This window comes from Sphingomonas glacialis (genome assembly GCF_014653575.1).
Taxonomy (GTDB): Bacteria; Pseudomonadota; Alphaproteobacteria; order Sphingomonadales; family Sphingomonadaceae; genus Sphingomonas; species Sphingomonas glacialis.
Genome location: NZ_BNAQ01000003.1, coordinates 510,994 through 522,693, shown reverse-complemented (window position 1 = coordinate 522,693; position 11,700 = coordinate 510,994). Strand labels below are relative to the sequence as shown.

Annotated in this window: 11 protein-coding genes and 1 pseudogene; 10 read left to right on the top strand and 2 right to left on the bottom strand. The window is 67.3% G+C overall.

Features of this window, described 5'->3' with window-relative positions:
- The 3 genes and pseudogenes from IE187_RS13230 to IE187_RS13220 form a co-directional block, all read left to right on the top strand.
- Window positions 1–519: pseudogene (locus tag IE187_RS13230) on the top strand (hypothetical protein); the annotation flags it as partial.
- A 240-nt stretch (window positions 520–759) separates the two neighbouring features.
- Entirely contained in the window at window positions 760–1,392 is a 633-nt protein-coding gene (locus tag IE187_RS13225; protein ID WP_189676611.1) for a sterol desaturase family protein, read from the top strand.
- 429 nt (window positions 1,393–1,821) lie between these two features.
- The gene (locus IE187_RS13220) at window positions 1,822–2,466 is read left to right on the top strand and encodes a murein L,D-transpeptidase catalytic domain family protein (RefSeq protein WP_189676610.1); all 645 of its coding nucleotides are present in this window, start codon (window positions 1,822–1,824) and stop codon (window positions 2,464–2,466) included.
- Window positions 2,467–2,480: 14 nt separating this feature from the next.
- Here the strand turns inward: IE187_RS13220 and IE187_RS13215 are convergent, their stop codons facing one another.
- Together IE187_RS13215 and IE187_RS13210 are read right to left on the bottom strand one after the other, a co-directional pair.
- The gene (locus IE187_RS13215; protein ID WP_189676609.1) at window positions 2,481–3,350 is read right to left on the bottom strand and encodes a D-alanyl-D-alanine carboxypeptidase family protein; all 870 of its coding nucleotides are present in this window, start codon (window positions 3,348–3,350) and stop codon (window positions 2,481–2,483) included.
- A gap of 201 nt (window positions 3,351–3,551) precedes the next feature.
- Entirely contained in the window at window positions 3,552–4,400 is an 849-nt protein-coding gene (locus IE187_RS13210; RefSeq protein WP_133190984.1) for a flagellin N-terminal helical domain-containing protein, read from the bottom strand.
- A gap of 248 nt (window positions 4,401–4,648) precedes the next feature.
- Here IE187_RS13210 and IE187_RS13205 point away from each other — a divergent pair, with 248 nt between their 5' ends.
- From IE187_RS13205 to IE187_RS13175, 7 genes are all read left to right on the top strand, one after another.
- On the top strand, window positions 4,649–5,953 hold the full coding sequence (locus IE187_RS13205) for a sigma-54 interaction domain-containing protein (protein ID WP_189676608.1): 1,305 nt from the start codon (window positions 4,649–4,651) through the stop codon (window positions 5,951–5,953).
- Window positions 5,950–6,309, top strand: coding sequence for a flagellar hook-basal body complex protein FliE (gene fliE, locus IE187_RS13200; protein ID WP_189676607.1), 360 nt, complete (start codon window positions 5,950–5,952; stop codon window positions 6,307–6,309). The genes IE187_RS13205 and fliE overlap by 4 nt, the downstream gene beginning before the upstream one ends.
- Before the next feature lie 3 nt (window positions 6,310–6,312).
- A complete protein-coding gene (gene fliF, locus IE187_RS13195; RefSeq protein WP_189676606.1) occupies window positions 6,313–8,064 on the top strand; it encodes a flagellar basal-body MS-ring/collar protein FliF in 1,752 nt (583 codons plus the stop codon).
- Window positions 8,061–9,068, top strand: coding sequence for a flagellar motor switch protein FliG (fliG, locus tag IE187_RS13190; protein WP_189676605.1), 1,008 nt, complete (start codon window positions 8,061–8,063; stop codon window positions 9,066–9,068). The genes fliF and fliG overlap by 4 nt, the downstream gene beginning before the upstream one ends.
- Window positions 9,061–9,798, top strand: a complete 738-nt coding sequence (locus IE187_RS13185) for a FliH/SctL family protein (RefSeq protein ID WP_189676604.1) — start codon at window positions 9,061–9,063, stop codon at window positions 9,796–9,798. Before fliG ends, IE187_RS13185 begins: the two co-directional genes overlap by 8 nt.
- 136 nt (window positions 9,799–9,934) lie before the next feature.
- Window positions 9,935–11,263, top strand: coding sequence for a FliI/YscN family ATPase (locus IE187_RS13180; protein ID WP_133190994.1), 1,329 nt, complete (start codon window positions 9,935–9,937; stop codon window positions 11,261–11,263).
- Window position 11,264: 1 nt separating this feature from the next.
- Window positions 11,265–11,684, top strand: a complete 420-nt coding sequence (locus IE187_RS13175; protein WP_189676603.1) for a hypothetical protein — start codon at window positions 11,265–11,267, stop codon at window positions 11,682–11,684.
- Window positions 11,685–11,700: the final 16 nt, after the last annotated feature.

Here is an 11,700-nt window from a genome sequence, read left to right as displayed (position 1 = left end):
ATCGCCGCAACGCTTGCCGAGACTGCAGCCGCCAAGGACGCCGCCGACCACCACGTCGCCGAACTCGAAGCCGAGCGCGATCGTATCACCGCAACCCTCGCCGAAACCGCGGCCGCCAAGGATGCTGCCAACACTACCGTCGCCGAACTCGACGCCGAGCGCGGCGAGCTCCGCGCAGCCTTGACCGCGGCGGAGGCGGCCAAGGCCGAAGCGGGCACCGCCATTACCGCGCTCGAAGCCGAGTGCCATCGGATCTCCGCAGCTTTGTCTGATATCAGCGCCGCGAAGGCGGGCGCGGACGAAAGCGTGGTGACGCTGCAAAACGAACGCGACCGAATCGCGGCCGAACTGACCGAGACCGCGGACGCGCGCGACGCTGCAATCAGCCGCCTCTCGGAAGTGGAGGTCGAGCGCGACAAACTTGCCGCCACGCTCGCCGAACTCGAAGCGGCGCGCTTGGCAGCCGAGAGCGCCCGCGCTGCCCGCTCCTCACCGTTGCGCCGACTTTGGTCGAACTGACGCCGGGCACAGGGTCGTCGCAGGGCCTTGCGATCAGCCCTGCTGCGCGCTGGTTCGCGTCGACGCGCGACAAACGCGGCTGCTGTGTTGCCCAAAATCAACGCAGGGCCACTCGCTTTTCGAAAGTGTCAGCACGGTATCTGGAATTGCGCTATTGCGAATTGATCACGTCTTTCGCTGCGTGTAACAGCTTCGCTGCACTGCAGCTAAGCCCGTTGATCAGTCTGCCGTAGGATGACCATGCCGATCACTGGAACGCGACATAAAGGCGATAGCGGTGAGGAGCAGCGTATTCGGCTGTTCCGTAACGACTTTCTCGAGCGGACGACGACGGTTTCGCCGATCGCGTTCGGGATCACCTGGGTCTGCATGCTAGCGCTTGCGACTTATGCGAGCTGGGGCTTGGTCACCTTCGTCGAGTCGGTCGGCCTCGCGTTGCTCGGCCTCTTCCTTTGGTCGCTGTTCGAATATGCGATGCATCGCTTCGTGTTTCACATGAAGCTCACCTCGAATCTCGGCCGCGCTTTCCTCTTCCTGTCGCACGGCAACCACCACACCCAGCCCAACGATGCGTTGCGCAACCTCATGCCGCCGCTCATCAGCATTGCGATCAACGGGACGGTATGGCTGCTCTTGTATCTCGTCGTGGGTCCGATCAGCTCGGTCATCTTCATCGGCTTCGGCATCGGCTATGTGATCTATGACAGCGTGCATTACGCGGTGCATCAGTTCCCGCTGCGCCACGGCTTGCTCGGCCGTTTGAAGCGGCATCACATTCGCCATCATTATGCGCGCGAGGAAGGCAATTTCTCGATCACCGCGATCTTCTGGGATCGGGTTTTCGGGACCGAAGTCGCGACCAAGCGGCGCTAAGCGGCATAGGCGACCACGCGCCTGCACCAAGCCGCGATGCTGCCCGCCGCACGCCCGCGGATATTGGTTCGTGACTGCTGTCACGTTGACCTCGGCAGGCACCGAATCTCGACGGCCGACTCCGACATCCTATCGGCAAGCGCATCGCGGGTGACTGGAATGCGCACGCACGCGCCTGCAAACCATAGAGGACTCTGCACGATCGCGCCGCATTGGCGCGCAGATGGCTGGAACGTCGAGAAAACGCGACCTCACGATTTTTGACCAGGCGCGACACGTCGACACGTGTTTGCGGCTGGATTGCGGCGAGCGGGGTATGTGGTGCGACAAGCAGCGCTGAATCCCGGAACATGTGGCGATGGCGCCCAATTTCCTCAGCGATTTCGTGGTACGACTCCTCCACTGTTTCCGAGGGACATGTAGCAAATCGTGCAACACTCAGTACCTACCCTGTCGCGTCGCAACCTTGGCAAGGCCGGGCTCGCGCTCTTGAGTGCAGCCGCGCTGCCGCGGGTCGCCGCAGCGCAAGTGCCCGCCACCGTCCAACCGCTCGCCTCGACGCGCGTCGTTCGCCCAGAACTGCTTCGCCGCGCGATGAGTGCGTTCCATCGCCATGGCGCGCAGATCGCACGTCGCGATCGCATCGCGATCGCCGATTTCTCCCAGCCGTCGTCGCAACCGCGCTTCTACCTCATCGACATGGCGAGCGGGATGACGACGACGCTGCTCGTCGCACATGGCAGCGGGAGCGATCCGGCGCATACCGGATTCCTCCAGCGCTTCTCGAACGCCGAGGGCTCGAACGCGTCGAGCGAAGGCGCCTTCGTCGCCTCGGATTATTATGTCGGCAAACACGGCCTGTCGCAGCGGCTGATCGGGCTCGATCCGACCAATTCGAACGCGCTGTCGCGCGCGCTCGTCGTCCATGCCGCATGGTACGCCAATCCCGACATGCTGCGCACGCACGGCCAGCTCGGCCGCAGCCAGGGGTGCTTTGCGGTCAGCGAAGGCGATCTCCAGCAAGTCTTCGCGCGACTCGGCGAAGGCCGGATGATCTATTCCGCCAAGGTGTGAAGGCCAGCCCGGCGCTAGAAAGCGCCGCGCCGATGGCGCGCCGGCGGCGTGAAGCCGAGCTCGACGAGATTCGCAACGCGCACGTCGCGCGCCTGGACCGATTTTTCCCCAAGCACGACCGCGATGACGCGCACGCCACCGCGCTTGGCCGAGGTCGCGATGTTATACCCCGCGTCGAGCGTGTAGCCGGTCTTGATCCCGTCGACCCCGCCGACCTTGCCGAGCAGATGGTCATGATTCGCATAGCGCCGCGATCGCCACGTGATCGAGCGCGTCGCGAATACGCGATATTCGCGCGCGTGATCGCGCAGCAACGCCCGCGCGAGCGTCGCCATGTCGCGTGCCGTCGTCTGGTTGCCCGTGTCGGTCAGCCCGGTCGCGTTGGCAAAGCTGGTCCGCGTCATGCCCAGCTCGCGCGCCTTGGCGTTCATCAGGCCAGCGAAATCGCGTTCGCTACCGGCGAGCCGCTCGGCGATCGCGACGCTCACATCATTGGCGGAATGGACCGCCATCGCCTGGATCGCGGTGCGCAGCGGCAATGATGTGCTGGCGGTCAGGCCGAGTCGCGACGCCGGCTGGCGCGCGGCCCGATGCGATACGGGAATCGATTCGCTGATCCGCACCCGCCCCGAATCGAGCGCATCGAACAGCAAGTAGAGCGTCATCATCTTGGTCAGCGATGCCGGACGACGCGGCGCGTCGGGCAGATTGGCGAAGATCACCCGGCCGCTCGACGCGGTGACGAGCACCTCCGCAACAGGTCGTCGCGACACACCGCGTGCCTGCGACGGCTGCGCCACCAGGCCCGAAACGAGCGCCAGGCTCCCCAGCATGACGCGCATCGACCAGGCGGGTACGCTTACTCTTACAGTTTCCAAAGCCATCGGCAGGTCTTGGAGCGGTGTCGCTTAACAAGAGATTGCACACGCGGGCGTTTTGAGACGCGCTGCGCACGACGCCGAAAAACCCCGGCGCCCATGACGGGAGCCGGGGTCTTCGCAGGCCGTCCACATAGATCGCCAAGCGAACGACCCGGTCGGCCCCGACACCCTTTATGGGGGGTCGGGCGCCAGGGCCGAGGCCGCTTAGCCGAGCAGCTTGAGCACGCCCTGCTGGCTCTGGTTCGCCTGCGCGAGCAGCGCGGTCGATGCCTGGCTGAGGATCTGCGCCTTGGCGAGGCTGGTTGTCTCGGTCGAGAAGTCGACGTCTTCGATCCGGCTCTTCGCGTCGGTCAGGTTGGCGACGTTCGAGGTCAGCGTGTTGACCGCCGAGGAGAGTCGGCTCTGGCCAGCACCGATCGAAGCGCGCGTGGTGTTGATCGACTTCAGCGCCGCATCGATGTTGTCGAGCGTGGTGCCCGCATTGGTGACGCTGGTGACGTCGAGTGCCGTCGCGTCGACCTTGGTGCCATCGATCGCCGCGATGTTGAGGTTCACCGTGTTGGCGGTCGCGTCGGATCCGGAGCCGGTCTGGATCTTGATCTTGATGTCGTCGGTCGCAGGGACGGGCGTTGCGGTGGTGACCTTGAACAGGCTGACGCCGTTGAACTTGGCGCCGAGCGTCGTCGAGAGCTGCGAGGTCAATTCGGTAACTTCAGTCTGCATGTTGGCGCGATCGTCTGCGCCATAGGTGCCCGACGCCGACTGGACGGCGAGTTCGCGGACGCGCTGCAGGATGTTGGTCGCTTCGCCGAGCGCGCTGTCGGCGGTCTGCGACAGCGCGATGCCGTCGTTCGCATTGCGGATCGCCTGGTTCTGGCCCTTGATCTGCGAGGTCAGCGACGAGGCGATCGCGAGACCGGCGGCATCGTCCTTGGCCGAGTTGATGCGCTTGCCGGTCGACAGGCGCTCGATGCTGGTGGCGAGCGCCATGCTCGCCGAGTTCGATGCGTTGGTCGCCTTGAGTGCGGCGACGTTGGTTCCGATAACGGTCATGGTGAAAATCTCCATTGGGTCCGGCAATCCCGCCGTCCCCCATCGGAGAGCCGAGCCGCCAACAGTGCTAACGACCGCATCCGCCGCGGATTAAGCACTTTTGCAAACTCGCTGCGCTTTTGCCGATTTTGCCTGAATTTACCGGCAAAAATCGCGGCAAACGGTCAGACTTTGCCGCCCCGGCAACATCCTTAACCATTCATTTACCAGAAATGCAGCATTGCAAGGCTCGTTCAAGGGGGCCCGTCATGCGATCCATCGTTCCGTCAGCCGCGATTCTTCGCCAGCACTACGCGCTGGTGTCCGCACTCCGCGCGCAAGGCTTCGCGATCGGCGCGTTCGAAGACGGCAAGGCGCCGCGCGACGCGCTGTTCCTCATTGCCGAGGGCGAGACCCCGCCCGCCGCCGCACGCACAGTCGTGCTCGCCAGCGAGGGGCGCTACGTCATTCCGTCGCACGACGGTGGTCCGGCGCGGGTCGCCTTCGAAAGCGCCGATGCCGCAGTCGGTGTGGGCTTCGTCCGCGCCTTGCTCGCCGAACCCGAAATGCCGACCGCCGCCGACCCCGAGAGCCTCGCGCTCCACGCGCTCGCCGATCGCGTCGCCGCCGCCGACATCACCGTGCTGATCAACGGCCCGACCGGCACCGGCAAGGAAGTGCTCGCGCGCTCGATCCATTTGAAGTCGGCGCGCGCCGCCGGCCCGTTCATCGCGATCAACTGTGCCGCGCTGCCCGAGACGATGCTCGAGGCGCTGCTGTTCGGCCATCAGAAGGGCGCCTTCACCGGTGCCTCGTCGGGCGGCGAAGGCTTCTTCCGTGCAGCACATGGCGGCACGCTGCTGCTCGACGAAGTCGCCGAACTGCCGCTCCAGCTCCAGGCCAAGCTGCTCCGCGCGCTCCAGGAGCGCGAGATCGTTCCGATCGGCGCGACCACGCCGCAGTCGATCGACGTGCGGGTCATCGCCTGCGCCAACCGCGACCTGCAGGACGAGGTCGCCGCGGGCCGCTTCCGCGCCGATCTGTATTACCGCCTCTCGGTCTTCCCGCTGACGACCAAGCTGCTCGCCGAGCGGCCACAGGATATCCCTGCGCTCGCGGCGACGCTGATCTTGCGCCACGCCGGCAACCGCCAGACCGTTCCCTGGCCCGATATGTCGGCGATCGACCTGCTGCTGCGCCACGATTGGCCGGGCAATGTCCGCGAGCTCGAGAACGTCGTCCAGCGCGCGCTGCTCTTTGCCGGCGGTGACACGATCTCGGCCGAGCACATCGTCTTCGACCGCCCGAACGCACGCGCCGCCGGCGCAGCGAACGACGAGCCCGCGCAACCCGCGACGCCCCCTGTGACTTTGGGCAACATCGTCCAGATGCACGAGTTCCAGGCGATCCGCGAAACGCTCGCCGCGTGCAACGGCAGCCGGATCGAGACCGCGCGGAGGCTCGGCATTTCGGAGCGCACCTTGCGCTACCGTCTCGCCAAGGCGCGTGAACAGGGTGACGACATCGTCTCTGCCGTCGGCCGGGTGGCCCAGTACGCCATGGGTGTCGCATGAGCATCGACGCGATCGGTGGCGGCGCGATGGGCGTCGACCGGGTGATGGCGCTGCGCGCGCAGATCCTCGAACGCAACCAGGCGCTCGCGCGCGCCGGGACGTCGGGCCCCGCTGCTCCGGCGACCGAAGCCAAGCCGACGAGCTTTGCCTCGACGATGGAAGACGCGCTGAAAAGCGTGAACCAGGGTCAAGTCGAGGCGAGCAAGCTCTCCGAAAGCTATGAGCGCGGCGAGACGATCGACATCGCCAAGGTGATGCTGGCGCGCCAGCAGGCGTCGGTCGGCTTCGAAGCGACGCTGCAAGTCCGCAACAAACTCCTGTCCGCTTACAAGGACATTATGAGCATGCCGGTATAATCGATGAGCAACGCTCTCACCCCCGCTCCGCAAGGGTCGTCTGGCTCCGGGCTCGCCGCCATGGTGCCCGAACGCTTCGCCAACCCGCTCAGCCAGCTCCAGGGGCTGTTCGCGCAGCCCGCGGTGCGCCGCAGCCTGCCGATGGCGCTGCTCGTCGGCTTGATCGGCGCCGCAGCCCTCGCCTGGATGATGCTCGCGACGCCGAACCAGAAGGTGTTGTTCGCCGGCCTCGCCGATGCCGACAAGGCCTCGGTCACCGCCGCGCTGCAGGCCGCCAACATCACGTCCAAGATCGACGCGGCGACCGGATCGCTGACCGTCAATGAAGACGATTATTCGCGCGCGCGCATCCTGCTCGCCGGCCAGGGGCTGCCCAAGGCGGCACCCGGCGGCTACGCGATCCTCGACAACCTCCCGATGGGCGTGTCGCGCGCGGTCGAGGGCGAACGCCTGCGCCAGGCGCGCGAGACCGAACTCGCGCGATCGATCCAGGAGATCGACGCGGTAGCCGAAGCGCGCGTCCATCTCGCGACGCCCGAGCAATCGGTGTTCGTGCGCGATTCCGCCGCACCGTCGGCCTCGGTCATCGTCAAATTGCAGCCGGGCCGCTCGCTCGGCGACGCGCAGGTGTCGTCGATCATCAACCTCGTCGCCTCGTCGGTCCCGGGGATGAAGCCCGAGGGCGTGACGATCGTCGACCAGATGGGTGGCTTGCTGACCAAGGGCGCGAACCAGAGCGCGCTGGGGGCGGCAAGCGACGAACGCGTCGCCTTCCAGCGCCGGATCGAGGAGAAATATCGCGCGCAGGTCGTGCAGATGCTCACGCCGCTGATCGGCGCGGGCAATTTCACCACCGAAGTCCAGGCCGATGTCGATCTCAACGAGACGCAGGCGACCAAGGAAAGCTATGACAAGCAAGGCGTGCTGCGCGTCGAGCAGGGCCAGTGGACGGGCAACGGCAAGGACGGGCAAGCGCCCGGCGGAATCCCCGGCGCGCTGTCGAACACCCCGCCGCCGGCCTCGACGCTGAGCGCGCCGCAGCCGACCCCAGCGCCGACCCCTGCCCCGGGCGCGACTCCCGTCGCATCGACGCCGGGTGCCACCGGCCCGGTCGTCGCGGCAGCCGCCGGTGCGGTCAGCGATGCGCTGAAGGCGAGCGACCAATATTCGCGCGCTTACGATCTCGGCAAGGAAGTCTCGGTCAGCCGCACGGCGCCCGGCACGATCACGCGCCTGTCGGTTGCGGTGCTGCTGCGCGACCCGGAAACGGGCAAGCCGCGCAGCCAGCTCGAGATCCAGCAGATCACCCAGCTCGTCCAGACCGCGGTCGGCTACAGCCAACCGCGCGGCGACCAGGTCACGGTTATCAGTCGCAAGTTCGCCGGCGCCACCGCGCTCGACGACAAGCAGCCATGGTATGAGGCCGGCTGGCTCCCGGTGGTGGCGCGCAACGTGACCGCACTCGTCATTGCGCTGCTCGTGCTGTTCCTCGGCGTCCGTCCGCTCGCGACGGCGCTGCTCAAGAAGCGCGACGACAGCGCCGCGCAGCCGCGCGCCGCGCTCGGCCGCGAGATCGGCGCGCCCGACGGGTATGAAGGCGGCCAGATCCCGCCGCCGCGGACCGACCAGCCGGTCAGCATCGATGCGCTCGAGAATGCGCGCAACTATGACGACCGGATCGGCATGGTGCGCGGCTTCACCCGCGACAATCCGGCGCGCGCCGCGCTCGCCGTACGGGACATGATCAAGTCATGAACGCTCCCACCCGCATTTATACCGGCGTCGAACGCGCCGCCGTGCTGATGATGCTCGTCGGCGAGGAGGAAGCCGCCGCGATCCTGCAGAAGCTCGATCCCGAGGAAGTCCGCCAGCTCGGCAAGGCGATGTTCGCGGTCGCCGATGTCAGCGAGATCGAGGTCGAGGGCGTGCTCGACGATTTCGTCGGCAAGGCGCGCGAACGCACCGCGATCGGCTTCGACCCGCGCCCGCGGATCGAGGCGGTGATGACGCGTGCGCTCGGCCAGGAGAAAGCCGACAGCGTGCTCGCCCGCATCGTGCCGGCCCAGGAATCGTGCCAGCTCGACTTGCTCGACTGGCTCGACGCGGGCGAGATCGCCGCGATGATCGAGAAGGAGCATCCGCAGATCGCCGCGGTCCTGATCGCCAATCTCGATCCGACGGTCGGCGCACAGGTGCTCGAGCTGATGCCCGATGCGGTCCAGCCGGATATCCTCCACCGGCTCGCGCGGCTTGGGCCGATCACGCCCGAAGCGGTCGAGACGCTCAAGACGATGCTCGCGAACCGCACTGGTACATCACAAGCCTCGGCCGGCGTGACGCTCGGCGGCACCAAGGACGCCGCCAAGATCCTGTCGAGCGGGCGCAAGGCGACCGAACTGCGCGTCATGCCCAAATTGTTCAAGATCGACCGCGACGTGGCGAAGGCGATCGAGGAAGCGATGTTCGTGTTCGACAATCTGCTCGAGCTCGACGACAAGAACCTCGGCACACTGATCCGCAACATCGACAGCGACATCCTCACGCGTGCCTTGAAGGGCGTCGACGAGAGCATCCGCGCTCGCTTCCTCGGCTGCATGTCGAGCCGCGCCGCCGATGGCATCCGCGACGAGATGGAAGCGCGCGGGCCGATGAAGCTCTCCGAAGTGCTCGAGGCGCAAAAGGTGATCATCCAGATCGCGCGCAACCTCGCCAAGGACGGCACGATCCAAATGGGTGCAGGCGAAGACGATTATGTCTGAGTTCACCGCAGGTTTTTCCGCGCGCGGCCAGGGCGTGGCCGAGGCACTCAAGGCAGCGTTCGCGCCGCGCGTCGCGGGCTTTGCGCCCGCCGATCTGCGCGACCGCGTCGCACGCGGCCCCGTCTCGTTCGCGCCGCAAGCGGCAGGCGAGGCCGGCCCGCGCCACTTCACCCCCGCCGATCCCGACAGCAACCCGACCGAGGGGTGGGACCCGTTCGAGGCGGCGGCCGCCGCGACGCCGTTCGTCGATCCGATCGAGGCGGCGCATTCCGCGGGCTATGCCGAAGGCGTCGCCGCGGCGCAGGCCGAGATGGCGGTGACCGGGGAGCGTGACCGGACGCTGCTCGCCTCGCTCGCGCAAGCGCTCAAGTCGGATGATCGCATCGATCGCGACGCAGTGGCGCAGCGGCTGCGCCAGACGGTCTTGTTTCTCGTCACCCGCCTGGTCGGCGAAATCGGCGTCGAGCCCGACTTGCTCGCGCGCCGCATCGAGGCCGCGGTCGATCTGCTGAGCGATGCCGCCGAATCGGCGATCCTCCATGTCCATCCCGACGATGTCGCGTTGCTCGAGGGCAAATTGCCGCGCCAGATCTTCGCGGTCGGCGATGCGAGCCTGGCGCGCGGATCGTTCCAGCTCGAAAGCGCGTCGACGATCGTCGAGGACGGACCCGAGCTATGGCTCGAACAATTGGCGCACGCGATCGATCGCGTCGCGGTGCCGGCGGCGTGATGCCCCCTCTCCCTGCTTCGCATCCGTCACCCCGGCCCTGTTGCGGGGTCCACCGTGATGCACAGCCATCGGTCGCAGCACGCGCGTCCCGGTGGGCCCCGGCACAAGGCCGGGGTGACGAAGGCGCAGCGCTCCCATGCTGAACCGCTTCACCGACTCGTATCTCGAATCGCTCGGCATCGCCGACTTCGCGCCTGCGCCCAAGGTCGCGGGCCGGCTCGCTTCGTTCGATGGGCTGCTGATGGAAGCGGTCGGGCTCACCGTCCCGGTCGGCACCGTCTGCCAAGTCGGCGATCGCCACTCGGGGGTCGAGGCCGAGGTGATCGGCTTCCGCAACGGCCGCACGCTGCTGATGAACCTCGGCGGCCCCGCCGCTTTGCTCCCGCAAGCCCCGGTCCGCCCGGCCGGCGCGCCCGGCGAGGCCGAAGTCGGCGCAGCCCTGCTCGGCCGCGTCGTAGATGGCGCGGGCAAGCCGATCGACGGGCTCGGCCCGATCCGCGGCGCAGGTCGCTGGCCGCTTGCGGGCAAATTGCAGTCGCCGCTCGATCGCGGCCGCGTACTCGCGCCGCTCGACGTCGGTGTTCGCGCGATCAACGGCTTGCTTACCGTCGGCCAAGGCCAGCGTATCGGCATCATGGCGGGCTCGGGCGTCGGCAAATCGGTGCTGCTCGGCATGATCGTGCGCGCGGCGGAAGCCGACGTGATCGTCATCGGCCTGATCGGCGAGCGCAGCCGCGAAGTCGCCGACTTCCTCGAAACCAAGGTCGCAGGCGACGCGCGCAAGCGCGCCGTCGTCGTGGCTGTGCCCGCCAACCATTCCCCCGTGCTGCGCATCCGCGGCGCGCTGCGCGTCCATGCGATCGCGGAGGCGTTCCGCGCCGAGGGCAAGAAGGTCCTGCTGATCATGGATTCGCTCACCCGCGTCGCGCACGCCGGGCGCGAGATCGGCCTGGCGCTCGGCGAACCCGCGAGCGCCCGCGGCTATCCGCCCTCGGCCATCGCGATGCTCCCCAATCTGATCGAACGCGCCGGCACCGACGTCCATTCGGGCGGATCGATCACCGCGATCTACACCGTGCTCGCCGATGGCGACGACGGGAACGACCCCGTCGTCGACTCGGCGCGCTCGATCCTCGACGGGCATATCGTGCTGTCGCGCCAGCTCGCCGAGCGCGGCGTCTATCCCGCGATCGACATCGGCCCGTCGGTCAGCCGCGTGATGACCGACATCGTCGACAAGCCGCACCTGAAAGCCGCGCGCACGCTGCGCCGCCATCTCGCGACGTATGAGGAAAATCGCGATCTCGTGCTGATGGGCGCGTATCGCGCGGGCGCCGATCCGGCGATCGACACCGCGATCGCGTGCCACCCGGCGGTGATGGAATATATCAAGCAGGACCCCGACGAGCAGGTTTCGTTGCCCGATGCGGCGGCGGAACTGATCGGCGTGTTCGGCGCCGACTGAGATGGCCAAGCCGACCAAGCTCGAGCGGATCCTGCGCGTCCGGACGCTCCAGCTGGGCCTCGTACAGGCCGAGGAAGCGCGCGCGCATGATCGCACCGCGAGCGAAACGGCGCTCAAGGGCCGCATTGCGCAGCTTGTCGCCGGTGTCGCCCCCACACCCGAGCCCGTTGCGGGCTTCTCGCTCGTCGCCGCAGCGCATTTTCGCGAGCGCCTTCATCAATCGGCGCACGCCGCCGAGGGCCGCCTGCGCGCAGCGCAAGCCACCGCCGAGCGCGCAGTCGAGGCAACGCGCGAGGCGCGTCGCGACCAGAGCGCGGTCGAAAAGCTGATCGCGCGCGCCGATGCGCTCGAAGTGCTCCGCGAAATCCGCGCACTCGAAGCCGCGCCGGCCGGCCGCAAGAACCGGCACGATCCTTGCTGATCACCGGGTAACGGCC

What these genes read in the sequence shown, in the direction of transcription:
- IE187_RS13180 (WP_133190994.1), top strand. Translation starts at nt 9,935, where the DNA reads ATGCTGAACCGCTTCACCGACTCGTATCTCGAATCGCTCGGCATCGCC.
- IE187_RS13215 (WP_189676609.1), bottom strand. Translation starts at nt 3,350, where the DNA reads ATGGCTTTGGAAACTGTAAGAGTAAGCGTACCCGCCTGGTCGATGCGC.
- IE187_RS13210 (WP_133190984.1), bottom strand. Translation starts at nt 4,400, where the DNA reads ATGACCGTTATCGGAACCAACGTCGCCGCACTCAAGGCGACCAACGCA.
- IE187_RS13205 (WP_189676608.1), top strand. Translation starts at nt 4,649, where the DNA reads ATGCGATCCATCGTTCCGTCAGCCGCGATTCTTCGCCAGCACTACGCG.
- IE187_RS13175 (WP_189676603.1), top strand. Translation starts at nt 11,265, where the DNA reads ATGGCCAAGCCGACCAAGCTCGAGCGGATCCTGCGCGTCCGGACGCTC.
- fliE (WP_189676607.1), top strand. Translation starts at nt 5,950, where the DNA reads ATGAGCATCGACGCGATCGGTGGCGGCGCGATGGGCGTCGACCGGGTG.
- IE187_RS13225 (WP_189676611.1), top strand. Translation starts at nt 760, where the DNA reads ATGCCGATCACTGGAACGCGACATAAAGGCGATAGCGGTGAGGAGCAG.
- IE187_RS13185 (WP_189676604.1), top strand. Translation starts at nt 9,061, where the DNA reads ATGTCTGAGTTCACCGCAGGTTTTTCCGCGCGCGGCCAGGGCGTGGCC.
- fliG (WP_189676605.1), top strand. Translation starts at nt 8,061, where the DNA reads ATGAACGCTCCCACCCGCATTTATACCGGCGTCGAACGCGCCGCCGTG.
- fliF (WP_189676606.1), top strand. Translation starts at nt 6,313, where the DNA reads ATGAGCAACGCTCTCACCCCCGCTCCGCAAGGGTCGTCTGGCTCCGGG.